The sequence below is a fragment of the Staphylococcus simiae genome (assembly GCF_002902085.1).
In the GTDB taxonomy this organism is placed as follows: Bacteria; Bacillota; Bacilli; order Staphylococcales; family Staphylococcaceae; genus Staphylococcus; species Staphylococcus simiae.
The window spans coordinates 50,079-72,900 of record NZ_PPQR01000070.1 but is presented as its reverse complement, the minus strand read 5'-3'; the positions used below and the strand labels follow the sequence as shown (position 1 = coordinate 72,900).

The window sequence follows — 22,822 nt, the reverse complement described above, 5'->3', positions numbered from 1 at the left end:
AACATGAAAATGAACCAATTAAACATGTAACATTGTATTGATAATATAACGATTAGTGAGATAAGGAGTATGAAGATGACAGAGGAAACAAATTACTTTTGGTTGAATTGTGGATATAACCGTTGGAGTCATAATGAGCCTTTGGTAGGTCAAACAACATTGTTTGAATCAGGTGCACATTTTAATCCATCTCAAGGTTTTAGAGCGTTTAAGAAAGCTAAAGTTGGTGATCAAGTCATCTTTTATCAAGTACAAACTGATACAGGTTTACTTGGTTGTGGCGAAATTATTAGTGTAGAAACAGGTGCTCAAAATAAAATACGTGTACAATTTCGCTTTGACGAGCAATTAAAATCACTAACGACAGATTATTTAAAACGTAGTGAAGCGCTAGAATTTCGTATGAATAATATGAAAGAAACACTATTTAATCAAATTACAGAAGATGAATTTCATCTTATTAGTGGATTAGGTCGTGGCGACATTAAGATTCCACGCTATTTCTTTTTATCTGAAACAGAAGAATTTGAACCAGGTAACTACTACACGATATTTACGCATACGTATAACGGTATAAAACGCAATGGTTATCATTTTTATACGCAACTTGAAGAAGGCGACAACATTATTTTTTATAATAAAAAGAAAGAACAATCTGTCGTTGGTATTGGAGAAGTATCAAAGCATATTCATGAGAAACCACCCATTCCAGGTAGAACGAATAGCACGGCAATTGAGATTTATTATGACAAAGATATTACACCTATCACATTAAGTGCCTTAAATCAGCATCCTAAATTAAAAAATTTATATTTTTTACAAGAAAATGCCAAACAAGCCATTGCTAGTATGTCGCAAGCACAATATGATGCTATCTTAGATATGAGTCATAATGGTTTGAAATCACCGTTTGAAATGGTCAAAAAAACAAATGTACTTGATGATGAACAAGAAGAAACAGTGAAACCATTTATCTTATTAGTTGTTGATGATAAAGAAGAAGGTTTAAAAGCGGCACAAGACTTATTACAAAAAGCAAATGCTAATCCTGTTATTACGACTGGACATCCTGATTTTTCAGAAGATATGCTTTATGGTAAATATTTGCCAAATGAAGCGGGAGCATTATATTATCGTGAAGGTTTTATAACACAACTTATGCCTAAAAAAGATAAAAGCTATCTAGTTATTGATAATTTTAATCGTATTGATCCTGACATATTCCAAACTTATATCAATGTATTAGAAGGATATGAAGTAACGTTACCTAGATATAATAAAGATGGTAATATGATTACATGGTCAAGACAAAAAGATTCGTTTTATCACTTTAATCCTAACTGGCATATTGTAGGTGTGACGTATGACAGTCTTGATGATATTAAAAAGAAATACTCAACTCAATTTTTAAAATATACACGTATTGTCAAAGTTAATCAACACGACTAATTCATAATATAGAGATGAGAGCAATAAAGATTTGGTTAACAAGTCTTTATTGCCTTTTTTAATGTATCAAATGAGTAGTAAGGATGGACACACGTCTATTTTTATATTCAACATTATGACAAACAAATGACTTTTTAAGAGATAAAGTTGAATAATTGTTTAATTTTAATAAAAGAAGGCAAAGTATATATTAGGCTCGCAAAGGAGTGGATAGTCATGACGATTGTTTATTATGATGGCAATTGTATTTATTGCTACAATTATGTGATTTGGCTTATAAGACATGGATTACCTAAGGATATTGAATTTGCCACGATTAAAGGTAAGATAGGACAACAATTTTTCGAACAATATCCACAAGCTAAAAATAAAAACAGTGTCATAGTTCAACAAGGTGACACGTTATTATATGAATCACAAGCTATTATTCACTTATTGTTAACTTTACCAAATTATCATAAGTTATTAGGAATAGTGTTATGGTTAGTACCTAAGCCACTAAGAAATCTAGGTTATCGTTTATTTGCTAACAACAGAAATAAAATGTGGAAGACGATTTGGCAACCACCGACAAGCTATGATAAATCGTTTTTCCTAGATGACAATTCAAAATATAAGCTAACTAATTGATAAAACTATACTCTAATTGATAATATAATGTTAGATATATTGTTGAGCAAAGCGTATTATTTTCGTACTGAGTTCACCATTTTGACAGAATTTTAACAGTGAAAAAATATATTTATGAAAAATCACTTTACAGATTAGAATTATTATAATATAATAATTATTGTAAACAAAGAGAAAATTAATTTTAAGGAGCGAATGATATAATGAGTAACCAACAAGATGTAGTAAAAGATTTAAACCAACAAGTAGCAAACTGGACAGTAGCTTATACAAAATTACACAATTTCCATTGGTATGTTAAAGGACCTAACTTTTTCTCATTACACGTTAAATTTGAAGAATTATACAATGAAGCAAGTCAATATGTAGACGATTTAGCTGAAAGAATTCTTGCTGTAGGTGGAAATCCAGTAGGTACACTAACAGAAAGTTTAGAACAATCAATCGTTAAAGAAGCAGGTAAAGGTTATACTGCTGAACAAATGGTTGAAGAATTATCTAAAGACTTCTCAAATATTTCTAAACAATTAGAATCAGCAATTGAAACAGCTGGTAATGCTGGTGATGATGTATCTGAAGATATGTTCATCGGTATGCAAACATCAGTTGATAAACACAATTGGATGTTACAATCATATTTAGGTAACTAAGTTTGTAATGACAAAGTTATATTAATCAATAGAGGATACATGACGTATCACATGATTAGATTAAGCTCTAATTTCTGTGATACGTATGTATCCTTTTTTTGTTTATCAGTCCTAAAATTTAAAGAACAAAAAAGCCGATGATAGATAGCGTCATTACTCCATTTATCATCGGCGTTAAATTTAATTTATTCAGCGATTTCTAATGCAATTTCCATCATTTGTGTGAAAGAATTTTGACGTTCTTCAGGTGTTGTTGCTTCATCACGTAAGATGTGGTCACTTACTGTAAAGATACCTAATGCTTTTTTACCTGCATGAATAGCATTTAAGTATAAACCAGCAGATTCCATTTCAATTCCTAAGATACCCATTTTTTTCCAGTTATCATTGAATGTTGGATCTGCATTATAAAATGTATCAGATGATAAGACGTTACCAACATGTGAAGTTGCGCCAATTTGATCAGCGACATTTTTAGCTTTCGTCATTAAGTCGAAATCAGCAATTGGTGCGAAATGTCCTGGAATATTATATTGATCGACATAGTTAGAATTAGTTGAAGCTGCTTGAGCAATAATGACATCATATAAGTTAACGTTGTCTTGTAATGCGCCACAAGAACCGATACGGATAATCGTATCAACATCAAAGAAATTATAAAGTTCGTATGAGTAAATACCAATACTAGGGATTCCCATACCAGATCCCATGACTGAGACTTCTTTACCTTTATATGTTCCAGTATAGCCAAACATGTTTCTGACATCGTTAAATTGTTCAACATTTTCTAAAAAATGATCAGCAATATATTTAGCACGTAAAGGATCTCCAGGCATTAACACAGTTTTAGCGATTTTTGTTCCATTAGGTTGAATATGTGGTGTTCCATTTGTCATATGTAATCTTCTCCTTAATACTCATTAATAATTTTAAGATAACATTAGTTTCACTTTTTTGCGAATTTTTGTACTATAGAATTAAAGAATTATAAAAATATATTAATGATTAGTTTATTAATTAACTGTATTTAACTAAATTGTGAAAGGTATGGATAAATAACGCTAAGTGACATGGTGACTTAAAGGTAACTTCAGCTTATTACATAAACATACACACGGTGTTATGGGAAATGATAAATTAATAGAGTAAAGGAAATGTATTTTTTGTAATCAAATATAAAGGAGGGCTTTTCTATGGAATATGCTAAATATATAGACCATACACTATTAAAGCCAGAAGCAACGACTGAACAAATTAATCGTATTATTGACGAGGCGAAAACGTATCATTTTAAATCGGTATGTGTTAATCCAACACATGTAGCTAATGCAGCTAAACAACTTGCGGATACAGATGTATTAGTATGTACAGTTATCGGATTTCCATTAGGCGCATCGACAACAGCGACTAAAGTGTTTGAAACGAAAGATGCTATTAATAACGGTGCAAATGAAATCGATATGGTTATGAATATCGGAGCGTTGAAAGATCAACGCTATGATGATGTCAAAAATGATATTCGTGCAGTAGTAGAAGCTGCTGACAATCATACGGTTAAAGTAATTATTGAAACAGTATTACTAACCAAAGATGAAATTGTCAAAGCGAGTGAACTAACGAAAGACGCAGGTGCCCATTTTGTGAAAACATCTACAGGATTTGCTGGTGGAGGTGCAACACCTGAAGACGTTAAATTAATGAAAGACACAGTTGGTGATGCGTTAGAAGTTAAAGCATCTGGTGGTGTACGTAATTTAGATGACTTTAATAAAATGGTAGCAAGCGGTGCAACACGAATTGGTGCCAGTGCAGGCGTTCAAATTATACAAGGGTTAAATAGTGATACAGATTACTAAAAATTAGACTTTAGACGAAATAGCTAAACATAACTGTAATAGTACGAAAGGGTTCATAAAACATCATGTTTAATTGTTTAGTTGACATTTCTAAGAGATAGCAATTCAATAACTGGGACTGATAGGGAAAAGCCTAAGACTATTGTTATACGGCGAGTTGATATATATCATCATATCTTAATAGTCGATTACAGCTCTTAAAATCTATAACAAAGGATGATAGTTATGAGAATGATAGACATAATTGAAAAGAAAAGAGACGGTCACGCTTTAACAACAGAAGAAATTAACTTTTTTATTGAAGGGTATGTTAATGGGGATATACCTGATTATCAGGCATCGAGTTTAGCAATGGCAATATATTTTCAAGATATGAATGATGATGAACGAGCTGCTCTAACAATGGCGATGGTAAATTCTGGTGATGTCATTGATTTAAGTGCTATTAACGGTATTAAAGTAGATAAACATTCTACTGGAGGCGTTGGTGATACAACAACATTGGTTTTAGCACCATTAGTTGCTGCAGTTGGTGTGCCTGTAGCAAAAATGAGTGGTCGAGGTCTTGGTCATACAGGTGGAACGATTGATAAATTAGAATCTATCGATGGTTTTCATGTTGAAATTGAGGAAGATACCTTTGTAAAGTTAGTTAACGATAATAAAGTAGCGGTTGTAGGGCAATCAGGAAATTTAACGCCAGCGGATAAAAAATTATATGCCTTAAGAGATGTTACAGGTACAGTCAATTCAATACCATTAATAGCTTCTTCTATAATGAGTAAAAAAATTGCTGCTGGTGCCGATGCTATTGTTTTGGATGTTAAAACTGGCAGTGGTGCCTTTATGAAAACGTTGGCAGATTCTGAAGCATTAGCGCATGCAATGGTTCGTATCGGTAATAATGTAGGTAGAAAAACGATGGCGATTATTTCAGATATGGATCAACCACTTGGACGTGCGATTGGCAATGCCCTTGAATTGCAAGAGGCGATAGATACATTGAAAGGTAAAGGTCCTGAAGATTTAACTGAATTGGTGTTAACATTAGGTTCACAGATGGTTGTCTTAGCACAACAAGCGGAAACTTTGGATGAAGCAAGAGCAAAACTGCAACAAGCAATTCAATCTGGTGCAGCTTTAGATAAATTTAAACAATTTATTATCAACCAAGGTGGAGATGCTACTATTGTGGATCATCCCGAAAAATTACCTCAAGCAACATATCAAATTGAATATCAAGCGCAGCAATCAGGATATGTTACACAATTAATTTCAAATAATATTGGTGTGGCATCAATGATGCTAGGTGCGGGGCGTCTTACTAAGGAAGATGATATTGATTTAGCTGTTGGAATTGTTTTAAATAAGAAGATTGGGGATAAAGTAGAACAAGGAGAATCTTTATTGACGATTCATAGTAATCGACAAAATGTTGATGATGTATTACAAAAATTAGATGAAAGTATTACTATCTCAAATAACAATGTTTCACCAACATTAATTCATAAAATAATTACTGACTAGGAGTTGGAGAAAATGACTAAACCATTTAAAAGAATTCACCTTATTGTTATGGATTCGGTAGGTATTGGCGAAGGTCCTGATGCTGCTGATTTTAATGATGAAGGCGCGCATACTTTAAAACATACGTTAGAAGGCTTTGAACAATCATTACCTAACCTTGAAAACTTAGGACTGGGTAATATAGCTGACTTACCTGTTATTTCAGCTGTAGATCAACCACAAGCATTTTATACTAAATTAAGTGAAGCTTCAGTAGGTAAAGATACAATGACAGGACATTGGGAAATAATGGGATTAAATATTATGCAACCATTTAAAGTGTATCCTGATGGGTTCCCAGACGAATTAGTTAAAGAAATTGAAGATATGACTGGTCGTAAAGTAGTTGCCAATAGACCGGCTTCTGGAACTCAAATTATTGATGAGTGGGGCGAACACCAAATGAAAACGGGTGATTTAATCGTCTACACTAGTGCTGATCCTGTATTACAAATTGCGGCACATGAAGATATTATTCCTTTAGAAGAATTATATGATATTTGTGAAAAGGTTCGCGAATTAACTAAAGATCCTAAATATTTAATTGGTCGTATTATTGCACGACCATATGTTGGTGAGCCTGGTAACTTTACAAGAACATCTAATCGTCATGATTATGCTTTGAAACCTTTCGGTAAAACAGTCATGAATAGTTTGAAAGATGCGGGTTATGATGTTATTGCTATTGGTAAAATTAATGATATTTATGATGGTGAAGGTGTAACAGAAGCAATTCGTACTAAGAGTAATATGGATGGTATGGATCAACTTATTAAAGTTGTACAACAAGATTTTAATGGTATTAGTTTCTTAAATCTTGTTGATTTCGATGCATTATATGGTCATCGTCGTGATAAACCAGGTTATGCTCAAGCTATCAAAGATTTTGATGAGCGTTTACCAGAATTATTTAGTCATTTACAACAAGATGACTTAGTTATTATTACAGCAGACCATGGTAACGACCCAACCGCTGATGGCACAGACCATACTAGAGAATATATACCAGTGTTAATGTATAGTCCGAAATTTAAAGGTGGACATGCATTAGAAGGTGACACAACATTTAGTTCAATTGGTGCAACAATCGCAGATAATTTCAACGTAGAGCTACCACAATTTGGTAAAAGTTATTTAAAAGAAATAGGAGATGAATAAGTTGAAATTACTAAGATATTTATTAGGTATAGGTTTTAGTGCAATAGGGGTGTTACACTTTACAAGTGAGCCGAAATTTAGAAATATTATTCCCAAGAGCTTGCCTTTAAGAAAGACTGCAGTTTTAGTAACGGGTGTTTTTGAAATTTTCTTTGGTATCGCATTATTAGTTAAACGCCCAGCACAATGGTTAAAAACAGCTATAAATTTATTCTTATTAGCAGTATTTCCAGCCAATATTTATATGGCAGTTAAAAAGTTACCTTTAGGTGATAAACAATTGCCTACGTGGCAATTATATGCAAGACTGCCATTACAATTTGTACTTATAGGTATCATTAAAAAATTATAAAATTAAACGCAGAGGTCGAAACTTGATGTTTCAACTTCTGCGTTATTTTTATGGAATGACATTACATAGAGCAGCACCATAGAAAAATTTTAAAGGATTACAGTTGGTTGCAATGAAAAAGGTTTACAGTTTATTACTTCATAATAAACTGCATAAGAATTTCTAGCTATCAAGATAGCAGAAACTCTAACAACTGCATTGGGACCCAACACAGAGAATTTCACCAAGAAATTCTACGGACAATGCAGGGACCCGTCATAGAAAAATTTTATAACTAAAATTTTTACTTTAATGTGCCAGACGGGCAAGGTTGGGCAAGAGCTAGTAAAGATTGAAAATCAAAACTAAAGGATTACAATTGGTTGCTAGCGCAACAATTGCATAAGAGTTTCTAGCTATCGAGATAGCAGAAACTCTAACCATATACTTTGTTCCATTCGCTGCGTTTATCTAAAAAGGCTTGTGCGATTTCTTTGGCACCTTCTAATGAGTGGCTAGCTGCCCATCCACATTGTACTTCATTACATGCTGGTACTTCTGTTGCATTTAAGACATCTTTTAGTGTTGCTTCAACAATATTTAAGACATCTTCATAGTCATCATGATTAATAAATGAAACATAGAAACCTGTTTGGCAACCCATTGGACTTAAATCAACAACTTTGTCACTATGATTTCTAATGTTTTCTGCCATTAAATGTTCTAAAGAATGTAAGCCTGGCATTTCCATATGTTCTTTATTTGGTTGTTTGAAACGAATATCATATTTATGAATCATATCCCCATTTAAACCTTCCATTGTTCCCGCTAAGCGAATAAATGGTGCAACGACTTTTGTGTGATCCAAGTTGAAACTTTCGACGTTCATTTTTGTCATTGTTAATTCCTCCTATATAAATAAGCAATAAACTAAAGTATTGATAATATGTTGATTGTATCAATAGCTATCTAAATTTACAATTTGAATACTTAAAAAGTGCCTTAGGGTTTTGAATTGTTAGAAAATTTAGTAAATAAATAAAAAATTAGATGACATCTATGAACAAAACCGATAGAATAAGTAATAATTAATTTTAAACAACTCAATGACATATTGATTTAATGATATATAGGGCGAAAAAGGGAGATTTTGTAAAATGGAAATAAAACAACAATTATTAGATTATATAGAGACAAATAAATATAAGTATATTGAAATAAGTCATAGAATACATGAACGACCAGAGTTAGGTAATGAAGAGATATTTGCTTCGCGTATTTTAATTGATCAACTTAAAGATAACAACTTTGATATTGAAACAGATATTGCGGGTCATGCAACAGGGTTTATTGCAACATATGAAGCAGATAAGCCAGGTCCAGCAATTGGTTTTCTAGCTGAGTACGATGCATTACCAGGTTTAGGACATGCATGTGGACATAATATTATTGGTACTGCAAGTGTCTTAGCAGGTATTTCGTTAAAGCAAGTGATTGATCGCATAGGTGGGAAAGTTGTCGTACTTGGTTGTCCAGCTGAAGAAGGTGGAGAAAATGGTAGTGCTAAAGCATCCTATGTTAAAGCTGGCATTATTGATCAAATTGATGTTGCTTTAATGATACATCCAGGCAATGAAACATATAAGACCATTAATACTTTGGCTGTAGATGTTCTAGACGTTAAATTTTATGGTAAAAGTGCTCATGCCTCTGAAAATGCTGATGAAGCTTTAAATGCACTTGATGCCATGATCAGTTATTTTAATGGCGTAGCACAATTAAGACAACATATTAAAAGAGATCAACGCGTACATGGTGTCATACTTGATGGCGGTCAAGCTGCAAATATTATTCCAGATTATACACATGCACGTTTTTATACACGTGCAATGACGAGAAAGGAATTGGATATCTTAACTGAAAAGGTTAAGCAAATTGCTAAAGGGGCAGCAATACAAACTGGATGTGATTATGAATTTGGCCCAATTCAAAATGGAGTAAATGAATTTATCAAAGCACCAAAACTTGATGATTTATTTGAAAAATATGCTGTAGAGATTGGAGAAGCAGTCATTGATGATGATTTTGGTTATGGCTCAACAGATACGGGTAATGTTAGTCATATCGTTCCAACTATACACCCACATATTAAAATAGGTTCTAGAAATTTAGTTGGACATACGCACCGCTTTAGAGAAGCGGCAGCTAGTGTACACGGTGATCAAGCTTTAATCAATGGTGCAAAAATAATGGCATTAATGAGTTTGGAGCTAATTGAGCGCCCTCAATTATTAAAAGAAATAAAAGATGAACATGCACATTTGAAAGGGAATGGAAAGTAATGACTAATACAATTTATGAGCCTTTATTAACATTAAGTGATTTATATAATGACGATGTTGTTTATTCATCTAGACCATCATATATATCTAATCCATGGTTAAAACCTGATGAACATCAATCTAACTTTTTGACTGGCAGAGAATTACTAATTGCCAATCAATTTCCTGTCATTGTTCATGAAGCAAGTGTTACAGATAAACTTGATATGTTGTTTAAAGCGATAAATAAAGAAGTACCACAACAGATATATACATTTAATAATCAACAATCATATGAGCAATTGATTCAAAATTTAGCACACAAACAACATAAAAAGTTATATTTTCAATATATACATGACGAAACTATTTTAAATAAAAAGTATTATGCGCTTGATAAAGATGTCTTTGTAGCATTAAATAATAAAGCGCGAATTCCAGAATGGACTGATGGCAAGTATCTTCCTAATAGAGAAATCGTAGCCATTGAAGATTTCGAACAACGTATTAAGCATTGGGATTATCCATTTGTTATTAAACCAGGTGATGATTTGCCAACTGCTGGTGGTTATGGCGTGATGATTTGTTATAATGACGAAGATTTAGCTAAAGCTACTAAACGTATACAAGAAGCAACTGATGAAACAGAGTCACTGATCATTGAACAAAAAATTAATGAACGACAAAATTACTGTGTACAGTTTGCTTATTCAGAAGACATAGGTATTCAATACATTGGTTCTGCGACACAATTAACAGATCGTTATGGCTTTTATAATGGTAATGAAAATGCACAAGAAGTACCGCAACATGTGATTGAAGCAGGAAGACATATTATGGAAATTGGTGTTAGTCACGGCTTTTTTGGTATAGCAGGTTTCGATTTATTGGTAGACGACAATGATAATGTCTATGCTATTGATTTAAATTTTAGACAGAATGGTTCAACAAGTATGTTGTTGTTATCTAAAGAATTAAAGCAAGGTTATCAAAAATTTTATAGTTACCATTCTCAAGGTGATAATGAACACTTTTTCCAAACTATCTTACGTTATATTAAGCAGGGCGTATTATACCCTTTATCATATTATGATGGTGATTGGTATGGTAAGGATAAAGTCAATTCGAGATTTGGATGTATTTGGCATGGGGATTCTAAAGATGAAATTATTCGCAAAGAACAACAATTTTTAGCAGATGTTACAAATAACAAGTAATCATATAGCCAATCAAACGTTACTCATGACGGTGATTGGCTATTCATTTATTTTGAAACATTTTTAAAAATTATTATCGTGATAGTTGATGTGATATTTTTATTGCTTTCAATATGGTGTTAACAGAAATAAATTGTTTTAACGTAACATTGACTATAAAGATTGTGTCATTTAGTATTTGAAGTAATGATTATAAAAAAAAGTGAGGGTCTATGATGTCATATAAAACGTATTCGTTTTTTAGAGATATATTAATAAATGAATATATCTATTTTGCCTCTAAAAATAAACGACTAGTCCGTTTAGATTATGAAGGTGTATCTTATGTTGCTGTATGGACAGATGAAGAAATGGCTAAATCTTACCTGACAAATGAACACGTTCCATTTGATAAAGTAGTAAGAATGGATGTCGATCGTTTCGCGACATACGAGCTAGATGATTTGTTTGATGATCAAGATAAAGTACTAATCAATCATACTTCAGAAGATGATGGCATATTAATAAATGTTGTTAATTTAACACAAGAATTAATGACTGAATTAGATAAAATTCGCATCAAAGAATTTGTACAAGATGTTGCTAAATATGATGAAGTCTATGGTTTAACCAAAAAAGGTTATAAGCAATTTATTCTTATTAGTGAGAATGATGATAAAAATGAAAAACCTTATATTATGCCAGTATGGAGTATTAAAAATAGAGCAGCAAAAGTTCGTGATGAAGATTTTGAAGAGTGTGACTTAATCACAATAGAAGGTTCTGTATTTAGCGATTGGTTAGATGAATTACGAGATGATAATAAAGCAGTAGCTATTGATTTGAAATCAGGTGTAGTAGGTACAGTTGTTTCAGCACAGAAACTTTCTAATGAACTAACATTTTAATATTATGAAAATAAAACCATGACTCGATGTTACGTAAGTATATCGTTTAGTCATGGTTTTTACTATGCACTAAGATTTTATTGATTCAAATATAAAGCCCCAATTGCGCCAGAAAATGCACCATGTTCAATATAAAATGGTTTGCATCCTCTCAAGATTGTATAATCTTCTACTACTTCGCGTAATAATTGATTATTGTTAAACGATGAACCAATATAGACAATATTATCAGTATTAAACTCGCGTGCGACGGTAATCGCCATAGTAGTGATAACTTCGCCCACAACTCCGATAACGGATGCTAGTTTATTACTTGCATTAAAATCAGCATCTAAGTGATGTAATACATTACCAAAATTTGCAGCGGTTAAATCACCAGGAATAGGTGGTTCTGTATCTTTATAAATATGTTTTACTTTTAAATCAATGGCATTTCTATCGCCATGTTGAGCAAGGTTGGTTAATTCAGTGTAATCAGTCAATTGTGTTAATAAGTAACCTAAACCTTGAATCATACCACCACCAGTTCCAATACCACCAACACGTTGTTGTTCATGACCATCAAAATAATGTAATGAGGTGCCCGTTCCGACATTGGCGAATATGTATTGTGATATATCATGACCTTGATCTTTAAGTAACATACTTAAACCTTTAGATGCTGCATCGAATTCAACATAAATTTGACTAGGCTGAGATATATTTTCAGCAATTATTCCAGCATTGCCACCAGTTAGACTTATTTGTTCAATAGTTTGTTGGTTTAGCCATTCAATAACTTTATCTATATCTTTAGTTAATTCAGTACTATAAAAACGTTGGTTATCTTGCTCTTGAACGATCTTGATTAACGTACCTCCAGCATCAATGCCAACTTTCATACTATTCCCACCTTATTATTTATATTCTTAAATAATAGTATAGTAATATAGCTAAATTACAAGAGAAAGTTGATAATTTTTACAGAAGTTGGGAGTGGGATAGAAATAAATTTTAATTCGTAATCCCACACCGGCAAGAGTGACTAGTTTTTTTAAAATGTTGATAAATCAACGTATTAAAACTAGAAGGTTACTGCCAAACACGTTAAATTAAATGTAAAATGCTTTTTGTCCCAGACATAGTCTTTTATGGTGTATAAAGACTCAATAATATGGGTAAGTAATAGTAATATTTTATTAACATGGTTACAATTAAATGGGGTAAATTTTAAACAATTGAAACGATAGGGGAAATTGCAATGAATAAGGATAACACATTACATTTTGAAGGTATAACTTTAAAAGCGTTTGATGAACAGTATCGTGCTCAAATCAATGCATTTGAATTAAATGACAGACAACAAATATATTCGTCGCTGCCCAAAACGGTGATTGAAGATGCATTACAAGATCCAGATAGAATAGCTAATGTTGCCATAAATGATCAAGGGGATGTTGTAGGGTTCTTCGTGCTACATCAATATTATCAACATGAGGGGTATGATACACCAGAAAATGTAGTTTATATTCGTTCATTATCAATTAATGAACGTTATCAAGGATATGGTTATGGTACGAAAATTATGATGTCATTACCACAATATGTTCAACAATTATTTCCAGATTTTAATCATTTATATTTGGTTGTCGATGCTGAAAATGATAATGCATGGAATTTATATGAACGTGCCGGATTCATGCATACAGCAACTAAAGAAGAAGGTCCAATTGGCAAAGAAAGATTATATTATTTAGATCTAGATTCTAAACATGTGTCATCTTTACGATTGGTTGAAGAAAGTCGCTCAGATAAAACGAATGTACATATTATTAATTTAATTATCGACGACAGCAAGGTTGGTTTCATAGCACTTAAACAAGACGGTTCACGTATGAATATTGAAGCTATTGAAGTAGATAGAACATATCGCTTGAATGGCATTGGTTCAAGCGCCTTGAGACAACTTCCTACATATCTACGAAAAAATTATGATAACTTAACAGTCATGTCTATGATTTTATTCGGACAGAATAATGAATTTAAGGCATTATGTATTAACAGTAATTTTGTTGAAATAGAACAAACTGAAGATTATGTCGTTTTTGAAAAGTATTTAAATTATTAACAGTGATTGCGAAATATCATATTGTCATTTATAATTTAGTTTTGTTACTATATATAAATGAATTAAAACGTATAAATTATGATAATATCCTTTGAAAGGAAGTATTGGGCAATGAAAATTCAAGATTATACAAAAGAAATGGTTGATGAGAAATCATTTATCGATATGGCTTATACTTTATTAAATGATAAAGGCGAAACAATGAACTTATATGATATCATCGATGAGTTTAGAGCGTTAGGTGATTATGAATATGAAGATATCGAAACACGTGTCGTACAATTTTACACTGACTTAAATACGGATGGCCGCTTCTTAAATGTTGGTGAAAATTTATGGGGATTACGTGATTGGTATTCAGTTGACGATATTGAAGAAAAAATAGCGCCTACAATTCAAAAATTTGATATTTTAGATGATGACGAAGAAGATCAAAATCTTAAATTATTAGGTGAAGATGAATTAGACGACGATGATGATATACCAGCTGAAACAGATGATCAAGAAACATTAAATGATCCGGAAGATGAGCCTGTTGAAGAAGAAATTAATCATGCTGATATCGTTATTGAAGAAGACGATGAAGATGAATTAGAAGAAGACGAAGAAGCATTTGAAGACGAAGAAGATTTTAACGATTAAATTTAATAATTGACTTTTAAGCGAAAGATGATAAAATTTTATTCGGGCTCCTTTAAATAGGACACGTGTATAAAATTTATACGCTCCCCTTACAACATTTGTGAGAGGGAGCGTTTTTTTATTTAAATGGGTAAATCATTCTATGATAACTCAGTAGCTAAGATTGTATTGTGATGAATTTCAATATATGCTGTTTAATTTATAATGTAAGTTAAACAAGTTATTAATATGATTAACCATTACATAGCATTGTATTGAGTTTAATGATAATAACTGAAATACATGATTTTTACAATTGATGAGGAAGCATTCCCTTTAATAATTAGGAGGTCAGGATATGACAAAATTTATTTTTGTAACAGGTGGCGTAGTTTCATCTCTAGGGAAAGGAATCACAGCATCTTCTCTAGGTAGATTATTAAAAGATAGAGGTCTAAATGTAACAATTCAAAAATTCGATCCATATTTAAATGTTGACCCAGGAACAATGAGTCCTTATCAACACGGTGAAGTGTTTGTTACTGATGATGGTGCAGAAACAGATTTAGATTTAGGTCATTATGAAAGATTTATCGATATTAATTTAAATAAATTTTCAAATGTGACAGCTGGAAAAGTATACTCACACGTATTGAAAAAAGAACGTCGTGGGGATTATTTAGGTGGAACAGTTCAAGTAATTCCTCATATTACAAATGAGATTAAAGAGCGTTTGTTATTAGCAGGAGAGAGTACAAATGCTGATGTTGTCATTACTGAAATTGGTGGGACAACAGGGGATATCGAATCTTTACCGTTTATTGAAGCGATTCGTCAAATACGCAGTGATTTAGGTAGAGAAAATGTCATGTATGTGCATTGTACATTATTACCATATATTAAAGCTGCTGGTGAAATGAAGACGAAACCAACACAACATAGTGTTAAAGAATTAAGAGGCTTAGGTATTCAACCAGATTTAATCGTAGTTAGAACCGAGTATGAAATGACTCAAGATCTTAAAGATAAAATTGCATTATTCTGTGATATTAATAAAGAAAGTGTTATTGAATGTCGCGATGCAGATTCACTATATGAAATTCCGTTACAATTAAGCCAACAAAATATGGATGATATCGTTATTAAACGTTTACAACTTAACGCTAAATACGATACACAACTTGATGAATGGAAACATTTATTAGATATTGTTAATAATCTTGATGGTAAAATTACTATCGGACTTGTAGGTAAATATGTTAGCTTACAAGATGCATATTTATCAGTAGTTGAATCATTAAAACATGCTGGTTATCCATTTGCTAAAGATATTGAAATACGATGGATTGATTCAAGTAATGTTACTGATGAAAATGTAGCAGATTATTTAGCTGATGTAGATGGCATTTTAGTACCTGGCGGATTTGGTTATCGTGCTAGTGAAGGTAAAATCAGCGCAATCAAGTATGCTAGAGAAAACAATGTACCATACTTTGGTATTTGTCTTGGTATGCAATTAGCAACTGTTGAGTTTGCTAGAAATGTCCTAGGATTTGAAGGTGCGCATTCAGCAGAATTAGATCCAGCGACACCATATCCAATCATTGACTTACTTCCTGAACAAAAAGACATCGAAGATTTAGGTGGAACGTTACGCTTAGGTTTATATCCATGTTCAATTAAAGAAGACACTTTAGCACAAGATATTTATGGTAAAAGCGAAATAGAAGAAAGACATCGTCATCGTTATGAATTTAACAATGACTATAGAGAACAATTAGAAGCAAACGGTATGGTTATTTCTGGTACAAGCCCAGATGGACGTCTTGTAGAAATGATAGAAATTCCTGCTAACGACTTCTTTGTTGCTTGTCAATTCCACCCAGAATTTTTATCAAGACCAAATCGTCCACACCCAATTTTCAAAGCATTTATTGAAGCATCATTAAAACACCAACAATCTAAATAAAATATTTTATAAAAAATAGACCGGCTTCATCGTTATAGATATAGTGATGATGTCGGTCTTTAGTATTTAATAATCATGAAGTGAAAGTTATTACAATGATGTTATAACCTCAAGAGAGAGTATTTCAAAGTTCTAAATCTCTAGTCATTTCAATCATTTGCGTATAAATATCGTAATAAATATAATTTAATGCTATAGCATGAGGTTGAACAATTTTGTCGTAATCTTCTGTATAAACGATTGGTCTTGGTGTAGATAAATTAATAAAATGAACTAAATGGTCAGGAAAGTTATCAGACTTAGGTTTATTACAAATTAATACGACGTCAATATCTTGGTCGACGAGTTGCTGTAAATCATTAGCAACGTCATCAGTATATTCTGGAGCAAATAGTAATACGCGATCTGTTGAATCAATAGTATTGAAGTGTTCAATATCTCTTAGTTTGCGACTTGAGTCCATTTTTTCATGACTGTGTAATATAAATGTTTCGAAAAATTGTAAATCATCATAACCTTTGATGTAAACATAGCCTTCGCCGCCAATGGCTTGCATTAAACATTGTGCTGCCATTTGAATTTCTAAGGACTGATCTTCTAGTCTATTAAAAATACCAATAAGTTGTGTGTGTAAGATTTTTGACATTTATATCCTCCATTCTATTCACTCAATAATTGTAAATAAAGGATACTTATAATGCAACGACTTAAATTTTATAATAATGTATACGTTTGCATTTATTATAGCTATCGCATTTTTTGAAAAATACAAATTTATTATTGTATATTTAAATGCAATCATGCATAATCTTTGTTATAATTACTTTGAAAAATACGTGCACAAGCACTCAAGGAGGAACTTTCATGCCTTTAGTTTCAATGAAAGAAATGTTAATTGATGCAAAAGAAAATGGTTATGCAGTAGGACAATACAATATTAATAACTTAGAATTTACACAAGCAATTTTAGAAGCTTCACAAGAAGAAAATGCACCTGTAATTTTAGGTGTTTCTGAAGGTGCTGCTCGTTATATGAGTGGTTTCTACACAGTTGTTAAAATGGTAGAAGGTTTAATGCATGACTTAAACATAACTGTACCTGTAGCTATTCATTTAGACCATGGTTCAAGTTTTGACAAATGTAAAGAAGCAATCGACGCTGGTTTCACATCAGTTATGATTGATGCTTCACATAGCCCATTCGAAGAAAACGTAGCAACTACTAAAAAAGTAGTTGATTACGCACATGATAAAGGTGTTTCTGTTGAAGCTGAATTAGGTACTGTCGGTGGACAAGAAGATGACGTAGTTGCTGACGGCGTTATTTATGCAGACCCTAAAGAATGTCAAGAGTTAGTTGAAAAAACTGGCATTGATGCATTAGCACCAGCTTTAGGTTCAGTACACGGACCTTACAAAGGTGAACCAAAATTAGGATTTAAAGAAATGGAAGAAATCGGTGCTTCAACTGGTTTACCATTAGTATTACATGGTGGTACTGGTATCCCAACTAAAGACATCCAAAAAGCTATTCCATTTGGTACAGCTAAAATTAACGTAAACACTGAAAACCAAATTGCTTCAGCTAAAGCAGTTCGTGAAGTTTTAGACAACGACAAAGTTGTTTATGACCCACGTAAATACTTAGGACCAGCTCGTGAAGCAATCAAAGAAACAGTTAAAGGTAAAATTAAAGAGTTCGGTACTTCTAACCGTGCTAAATAATCACTTTTAAATATTACAACTGTATCGGATGATAAATCATTCATTACATTGTAAATATATTAAGTTAATTATTTCTTAATAAATTTAAGGCATTAAAATGTATCAAGTTGATATATTTTAATGCCTTTTTTAATTTTTGATTCATTTTATTATACAATGCAATTTGGAATGCGTAGATATCAAAACTATCAGTTTACTATGTTAGAGAACCTAAATATTCCAAACACTTATGATTGGTATTGCTTCAAAAAATGAAATTAGTGACAAATTAATTGGTGTATTGTCTAGCAAAGTAGCCATAATCATCTTTTCTTTATCACAATTTACGATACTATAATTTTTTTATGATATAATTATTGTGAAAAATATTAGTTATAAATAAAGAATTACTAATAATTCAAGGTGTTTTAAGTACTTATTATTAAATATCAGTCTAAAGACTATGGTAATAAATGAGAATAAACCATATATTAAAAATATGATATTTATTACTATATGACTTATTGTTAATTTTGTAGCTCAAAATAAAGTGTTTTACAAACAAAGTGTAATTAATTTATAATGCTAATAATGCAAAAATTAAAAAAAGTAACGGGCAAAGGAGAAAATGATATGGCTCAAGAGGTTATTAAAATAAGAGGTGGACGTACTCTTAATGGTGAAGTAAATATTAGTGGTGCCAAAAACAGTGCCGTAGCAATTATACCTGCAACATTATTAGCTCATGGACAAGTTAAACTTGAAGGTTTACCACAAATATCTGATGTTGAGACATTAGTAAGTTTATTAGAAGATTTAAACATCAAAACCGAGCTAAATGGTACTGAATTAAATGTAGATACCACTGAAATTGAGAATGCACCTCTACCTAATAATAAAGTCGAATCATTAAGAGCTTCTTACTATATGATGGGTGCGATGTTAGGTCGCTTTAAGAAATGTGTTATAGGTTTACCAGGCGGTTGTCCACTTGGGCCACGTCCTATAGATCAGCATATCAAAGGATTTAAAGCATTGGGTGCAGAAATAGATGAATCTAGTGAAACATCAATGAAAATTGAAGCAAAAGAGTTAAAAGGTGCACATATCTTTTTAGATATGGTAAGTGTTGGTGCAACAATTAATATTATGTTAGCAGCTGTACATGCCACTGGACAAACAGTAATAGAAAATGCAGCTAAAGAACCAGAAGTTGTTGATGTAGCGAACTTCTTAACTAGTATGGGTGCTAATATCAAAGGTGCTGGTACATCAACAATCAAAATTACTGGTGTTGAAAAGTTACATGGTTCTGAATATCAAGTTATACCTGATCGCATTGAAGCAGGTACATATATGTGTATAGCAGCTGCAAGTGGTGAAGAAATGGTGTTAAATAACATCGTTCCTAAACATGTTGAAACACTAATAGCAAAACTTGTTGAATTAGGCGTTGAAGTAGATGTAGAAGATGAACGAGTGATCATCAAAAAACACACTCCCTATCACTATGTTGACGTTAAAACTTTAGTTTATCCTGGTTTTGCGACTGATTTACAGCAACCTATCACACCATTATTATTTATGGCTGATGGCCCGTCATTTGTTACGGATACGATATATCCAGAACGTTTTAAGCATGTAGATGAATTACAACGTATGGGAGCCAACATTGAAGTAGACGAAGGCACTGCTACAATTAAACCTTCATCTCTTAAAGGTGCAGATGTATATGCTAGTGATTTAAGAGCCGGTGCTTGTCTTATTATTGCTGGTTTAATTGCTGAAGGTATCACTACTATATACAATGTTAATCATATTTATCGTGGATACACTGACATTGTTGAACATTTAAAATCACTTGGTGCAGATATTTGGACTGAAACAGTATAAATCACTGTGTGTTTTGTGGTATAATAAATATACTTCGAAAAAGAATGTCATATTATATTCAATTTCAATTTTGTATGAGAGGTGAAGATGATGGAAGTATGTCCGTATCTTGAAGAAACTTTCAAAATACTTGGTAGAAGTTGGAATGGATTAATCATTAATTATCTCTCAAGATGTAATGACAATTCAGCACACTTTTCCGATATGAAGAGAGATTTAAAAACAATCACGCCACGTGCGCTTAGTATCAAATTATCAGAATTAGCAGATTGGCAGTTAGTTGAAAAAAGAATCATTTCAACAAGTCCTGTAGCAATTATCTATGTTTTAACTGAAAAAGGACAAGCACTTGCGCAAGCATTGCAGCCTATTGAAGAATGGGCACAAAATTATGTAGATTTATCTGAAACACAAGAAGAAACTGCTAAATAATGCTATAAATTTGAAAGTTATTTTCGACTCAGTAATATGAATCGGAAGTAACTTTTTTATTATGAAAAATAATTAAGTGCAAATATAAACGTTATGATTTTGATAAGTCATATTATTTTCAAATTCAAGAGATTAAACGTATGATAATGACCATGATGTTTGAATAAACAGCATAATGGTTAAACAGAAAGTAAATCATTCTTGAGGAGTGAAAGATAAATGAGAAATTATACTAAACAATATATTAATGGTGAATGGGTCGATAGTTATAGTAATGATACAATCGACGTCATTAATCCAGCGAATGAAGAAGTCATTGGCAAAGTTGCTAAAGGTAATAAACAAGATGTTGACGATGCAGTAGAGGCGGCACATAATGTCTATTTAGAATTCCGTCACACGTCCGTGAAAGAAAGACAACAATTATTAGATAAAATTGTCAAAGAGTACGAAAACAGAAAAGATGATATTGTTCAAGCTATTACAGATGAATTAGGTTCACCACTAGAAATGTCAGAACGTGTGCATTATCAAATGGGGTTAAATCATTTTGCAGCAGCAAGAGATGCTTTAGATACATTTAATTTTGAAGAGCGTCGTGGTGATGATTTAGTTGTTAAAGAAGGAATTGGTGTATCCGGTCTAATTACACCATGGAATTTCCCTACAAATCAAACTTCATTAAAATTAGCAGCAGCATTTGCTTCTGGTAGTCCTGTCGTATTAAAACCTTCAGAAGAAACACCATTTGCTGCAGTTATATTAGCTGAAATATTTGATAAAGTTGGAGTACCTAAAGGTGTATTCAACTTAGTTAATGGTGACGGTGAAGGTGTTGGTAATCCATTAAGTGAACATCCAAAAGTACGTATGATGTCATTTACTGGTTCAGGTCCAACAGGTTCTAAAATTATGGAAAAAGCGGCAACTGACTTTAAAAAAGTATCTCTCGAATTAGGCGGTAAATCACCATATATCGTTTTAGATGATGTAGATATTAAAGAAGCTGCTAAAGCAACAACTGGTAAAGTTGTCAATAATACAGGTCAAGTTTGTACAGCTGGTACACGTGTATTAATACCAAATAGTATTAAAGAAGCATTTTTAACTGAATTAAAACAACAATTTAGCCAAGTACGTGTTGGCGATCCACGACAAGAAGGAACTCAAGTTGGTCCAATCATTAGTAAAAAACAATTTGATCAAGTTCAAAGTTATATAGATAAAGGTATCCAAGAAGGTGCTGAATTATTCTATGGTGGTCCTGGTAAACCAGAAGGACTTGAAAAAGGATATTTTGCTAGACCAACGATTTTTATCAATGTCGATAATCATATGACTATTGCTCAAGAAGAAATATTTGGTCCTGTAATGTCAGTCATCACATATAATGATGTAGATGAAGCAATTGAAATCGCCAATGATACAAAATATGGCTTAGCAGGTTATGTGATTGGTAATGATCAAGAAACATTACGTAAGGTTGCACGCTCAATTGAAGCGGGCACAGTTGAAATTAATGAGGCAGGTAGAAAACCTGACTTACCATTTGGTGGATATAAACAATCTGGCTTGGGACGCGAATGGGGCGACTATGGTATCGAAGAATTCCTAGAAGTTAAATCCATTGCTGGATACTACAAATAGGATGTCTTTAAAGTAGTCATAAGATATTGAAATATATTTTATAATAACAAGCTATTGAAAGATGGAAGTCATCTTTCGGTAGCTTGCTTTTGTTTTGCTAGTAACAAACTATATCGGTTCTCTATTTTTTAGGACTGATAAATAAAAAAAGAATAATTTAAAACGCACATTAATTTGAAGCCGAGACTCCTGAGGAACCGGGCCCCAACATAGAAAAATTCTATAAATAGAATTTTTACTGTAACGTGCCAGTTGGGGTAGGCTGAGACAGCACCCTAGGAAGGGACCCAACACAGAAAAACTGGTTGCCTGAAATAGGTTTACAGTTTATTAATTCATAATAAACTGCATAAGAGTTTCTAGCTATCAAGATAGCAGAAACTC

At 32.4% G+C, this 22,822-nt stretch carries 21 protein-coding genes; 17 read left to right on the top strand and 4 right to left on the bottom strand.

Features of this window, described 5'->3' with window-relative positions:
• Positions 1–75: 75 nt before the first annotated feature.
• The 3 genes from CD113_RS08970 (at position 76) to CD113_RS08960 (ending at position 2,729) form a co-directional block, all read left to right on the top strand.
• Complete coding sequence (locus CD113_RS08970) at positions 76–1,449, top strand: EVE domain-containing protein (RefSeq protein ID WP_002465346.1); 1,374 nt, start codon at positions 76–78, stop codon at positions 1,447–1,449.
• 216 nt (positions 1,450–1,665) lie between these two features.
• Positions 1,666–2,079 (top strand): thiol-disulfide oxidoreductase DCC family protein, encoded by a 414-nt coding sequence (locus tag CD113_RS08965; protein ID WP_002465347.1) that lies wholly within the window; start codon positions 1,666–1,668, stop codon positions 2,077–2,079.
• A 203-nt stretch (positions 2,080–2,282) separates the two neighbouring features.
• Positions 2,283–2,729 carry a Dps family protein gene (locus tag CD113_RS08960; RefSeq protein ID WP_002465348.1) on the top strand — a complete coding sequence of 149 codons (447 nt, stop codon included), beginning with the start codon at positions 2,283–2,285 and terminating at the stop codon, positions 2,727–2,729.
• Positions 2,730–2,914: 185 nt separating this feature from the next.
• Here the strand turns inward: CD113_RS08960 and deoD are convergent, their stop codons facing one another.
• Complete coding sequence (gene deoD, locus CD113_RS08955) at positions 2,915–3,625, bottom strand: purine-nucleoside phosphorylase (RefSeq protein WP_002465349.1); 711 nt, start codon at positions 3,623–3,625, stop codon at positions 2,915–2,917.
• 297 nt (positions 3,626–3,922) lie between these two features.
• Between deoD and deoC the strand changes: the two genes are divergently transcribed.
• From deoC to CD113_RS08935, 4 genes are all read left to right on the top strand, one after another.
• Positions 3,923–4,585 carry a deoxyribose-phosphate aldolase gene (deoC, locus tag CD113_RS08950; protein ID WP_002465350.1) on the top strand — a complete coding sequence of 221 codons (663 nt, stop codon included), beginning with the start codon at positions 3,923–3,925 and terminating at the stop codon, positions 4,583–4,585.
• Between the two features lie 225 nt (positions 4,586–4,810).
• The gene (locus CD113_RS08945; RefSeq protein WP_002465351.1) at positions 4,811–6,112 is read left to right on the top strand and encodes a pyrimidine-nucleoside phosphorylase; all 1,302 of its coding nucleotides are present in this window, start codon (positions 4,811–4,813) and stop codon (positions 6,110–6,112) included.
• A gap of 12 nt (positions 6,113–6,124) precedes the next feature.
• Entirely contained in the window at positions 6,125–7,309 is a 1,185-nt protein-coding gene (deoB, locus tag CD113_RS08940) for a phosphopentomutase (RefSeq protein ID WP_002465352.1), read from the top strand.
• A 1-nt stretch (position 7,310) separates the two neighbouring features.
• Complete coding sequence (locus tag CD113_RS08935) at positions 7,311–7,661, top strand: DoxX family protein (protein WP_002465353.1); 351 nt, start codon at positions 7,311–7,313, stop codon at positions 7,659–7,661.
• A 415-nt stretch (positions 7,662–8,076) separates the two neighbouring features.
• Here the strand turns inward: CD113_RS08935 and CD113_RS08930 are convergent, their stop codons facing one another.
• The gene (locus CD113_RS08930) at positions 8,077–8,538 is read right to left on the bottom strand and encodes an S-ribosylhomocysteine lyase (RefSeq protein ID WP_002464743.1); all 462 of its coding nucleotides are present in this window, start codon (positions 8,536–8,538) and stop codon (positions 8,077–8,079) included.
• Between the two features lie 259 nt (positions 8,539–8,797).
• Between CD113_RS08930 and CD113_RS08925 the strand changes: the two genes are divergently transcribed.
• The 3 genes from CD113_RS08925 to CD113_RS08915 all read left to right on the top strand — a co-directional run bounded on the left by CD113_RS08925 (position 8,798) and on the right by CD113_RS08915 (position 12,065).
• Complete coding sequence (locus CD113_RS08925) at positions 8,798–9,982, top strand: M20 family metallopeptidase (protein WP_002464744.1); 1,185 nt, start codon at positions 8,798–8,800, stop codon at positions 9,980–9,982.
• The gene (gene ldmS / locus CD113_RS08920; RefSeq protein ID WP_002464745.1) at positions 9,982–11,178 is read left to right on the top strand and encodes an L-aspartate--L-methionine ligase LdmS; all 1,197 of its coding nucleotides are present in this window, start codon (positions 9,982–9,984) and stop codon (positions 11,176–11,178) included. Before CD113_RS08925 ends, ldmS begins: the two co-directional genes overlap by 1 nt.
• Positions 11,179–11,393: 215 nt before the next feature.
• On the top strand, positions 11,394–12,065 hold the full coding sequence (locus tag CD113_RS08915; RefSeq protein ID WP_002464746.1) for a DUF2750 domain-containing protein: 672 nt from the start codon (positions 11,394–11,396) through the stop codon (positions 12,063–12,065).
• A 77-nt stretch (positions 12,066–12,142) separates the two neighbouring features.
• Here CD113_RS08915 and coaW read toward each other — a convergent pair whose 3' ends face one another.
• Positions 12,143–12,946 carry a type II pantothenate kinase gene (coaW, locus tag CD113_RS08910; RefSeq protein WP_002464747.1) on the bottom strand — a complete coding sequence of 268 codons (804 nt, stop codon included), beginning with the start codon at positions 12,944–12,946 and terminating at the stop codon, positions 12,143–12,145.
• Between the two features lie 359 nt (positions 12,947–13,305).
• On the opposite strand from coaW, the gene CD113_RS08905 reads away from it, so the two are divergent.
• The 3 genes from CD113_RS08905 to CD113_RS08895 all read left to right on the top strand — a co-directional run bounded on the left by CD113_RS08905 (position 13,306) and on the right by CD113_RS08895 (position 16,762).
• Entirely contained in the window at positions 13,306–14,172 is an 867-nt protein-coding gene (locus CD113_RS08905) for a GNAT family N-acetyltransferase (protein WP_002464748.1), read from the top strand.
• 111 nt (positions 14,173–14,283) lie between these two features.
• Positions 14,284–14,814 carry a DNA-directed RNA polymerase subunit delta gene (rpoE, locus tag CD113_RS08900; RefSeq protein ID WP_002464749.1) on the top strand — a complete coding sequence of 177 codons (531 nt, stop codon included), beginning with the start codon at positions 14,284–14,286 and terminating at the stop codon, positions 14,812–14,814.
• Between the two features lie 337 nt (positions 14,815–15,151).
• Positions 15,152–16,762, top strand: a complete 1,611-nt coding sequence (locus CD113_RS08895) for a CTP synthase (RefSeq protein WP_002464750.1) — start codon at positions 15,152–15,154, stop codon at positions 16,760–16,762.
• Between the two features lie 124 nt (positions 16,763–16,886).
• Here the strand turns inward: CD113_RS08895 and CD113_RS08890 are convergent, their stop codons facing one another.
• Entirely contained in the window at positions 16,887–17,408 is a 522-nt protein-coding gene (locus CD113_RS08890; protein ID WP_002464751.1) for a DUF2529 domain-containing protein, read from the bottom strand.
• 218 nt (positions 17,409–17,626) lie between these two features.
• Between CD113_RS08890 and fdaB the strand changes: the two genes are divergently transcribed.
• The 4 genes from fdaB to CD113_RS08870 all read left to right on the top strand — a co-directional run bounded on the left by fdaB (position 17,627) and on the right by CD113_RS08870 (position 22,438).
• Complete coding sequence (gene fdaB, locus CD113_RS08885) at positions 17,627–18,487, top strand: class IIb fructose-bisphosphate aldolase FdaB (protein WP_002464752.1); 861 nt, start codon at positions 17,627–17,629, stop codon at positions 18,485–18,487.
• Between the two features lie 612 nt (positions 18,488–19,099).
• A complete protein-coding gene (locus tag CD113_RS08880; RefSeq protein WP_002464753.1) occupies positions 19,100–20,359 on the top strand; it encodes a UDP-N-acetylglucosamine 1-carboxyvinyltransferase in 1,260 nt (419 codons plus the stop codon).
• Positions 20,360–20,449: 90 nt separating this feature from the next.
• Positions 20,450–20,791 (top strand): winged helix-turn-helix transcriptional regulator, encoded by a 342-nt coding sequence (locus tag CD113_RS08875; protein ID WP_002464754.1) that lies wholly within the window; start codon positions 20,450–20,452, stop codon positions 20,789–20,791.
• 219 nt (positions 20,792–21,010) lie between these two features.
• Positions 21,011–22,438 (top strand): aldehyde dehydrogenase family protein, encoded by a 1,428-nt coding sequence (locus CD113_RS08870; RefSeq protein WP_002464755.1) that lies wholly within the window; start codon positions 21,011–21,013, stop codon positions 22,436–22,438.
• The last annotated feature ends 384 nt before the right edge of the window (positions 22,439–22,822 follow it).

Coding starts and splice junctions, on each gene's coding strand:
- CD113_RS08870 (WP_002464755.1), top strand. CDS start 21,011: ATGAGAAATTATACTAAACAATATATTAATGGTGAATGGGTCGATAGT.
- deoB (WP_002465352.1), top strand. CDS start 6,125: ATGACTAAACCATTTAAAAGAATTCACCTTATTGTTATGGATTCGGTA.
- CD113_RS08965 (WP_002465347.1), top strand. CDS start 1,666: ATGACGATTGTTTATTATGATGGCAATTGTATTTATTGCTACAATTAT.
- coaW (WP_002464747.1), bottom strand. CDS start 12,946: ATGAAAGTTGGCATTGATGCTGGAGGTACGTTAATCAAGATCGTTCAA.
- CD113_RS08970 (WP_002465346.1), top strand. CDS start 76: ATGACAGAGGAAACAAATTACTTTTGGTTGAATTGTGGATATAACCGT.
- CD113_RS08880 (WP_002464753.1), top strand. CDS start 19,100: ATGGCTCAAGAGGTTATTAAAATAAGAGGTGGACGTACTCTTAATGGT.
- deoD (WP_002465349.1), bottom strand. CDS start 3,625: ATGACAAATGGAACACCACATATTCAACCTAATGGAACAAAAATCGCT.
- CD113_RS08945 (WP_002465351.1), top strand. CDS start 4,811: ATGAGAATGATAGACATAATTGAAAAGAAAAGAGACGGTCACGCTTTA.
- CD113_RS08960 (WP_002465348.1), top strand. CDS start 2,283: ATGAGTAACCAACAAGATGTAGTAAAAGATTTAAACCAACAAGTAGCA.
- CD113_RS08875 (WP_002464754.1), top strand. CDS start 20,450: ATGGAAGTATGTCCGTATCTTGAAGAAACTTTCAAAATACTTGGTAGA.
- fdaB (WP_002464752.1), top strand. CDS start 17,627: ATGCCTTTAGTTTCAATGAAAGAAATGTTAATTGATGCAAAAGAAAAT.
- CD113_RS08890 (WP_002464751.1), bottom strand. CDS start 17,408: ATGTCAAAAATCTTACACACACAACTTATTGGTATTTTTAATAGACTA.
- ldmS (WP_002464745.1), top strand. CDS start 9,982: ATGACTAATACAATTTATGAGCCTTTATTAACATTAAGTGATTTATAT.
- CD113_RS08905 (WP_002464748.1), top strand. CDS start 13,306: ATGAATAAGGATAACACATTACATTTTGAAGGTATAACTTTAAAAGCG.
- CD113_RS08930 (WP_002464743.1), bottom strand. CDS start 8,538: ATGACAAAAATGAACGTCGAAAGTTTCAACTTGGATCACACAAAAGTC.
- CD113_RS08895 (WP_002464750.1), top strand. CDS start 15,152: ATGACAAAATTTATTTTTGTAACAGGTGGCGTAGTTTCATCTCTAGGG.
- rpoE (WP_002464749.1), top strand. CDS start 14,284: ATGAAAATTCAAGATTATACAAAAGAAATGGTTGATGAGAAATCATTT.
- CD113_RS08925 (WP_002464744.1), top strand. CDS start 8,798: ATGGAAATAAAACAACAATTATTAGATTATATAGAGACAAATAAATAT.
- deoC (WP_002465350.1), top strand. CDS start 3,923: ATGGAATATGCTAAATATATAGACCATACACTATTAAAGCCAGAAGCA.
- CD113_RS08915 (WP_002464746.1), top strand. CDS start 11,394: ATGTCATATAAAACGTATTCGTTTTTTAGAGATATATTAATAAATGAA.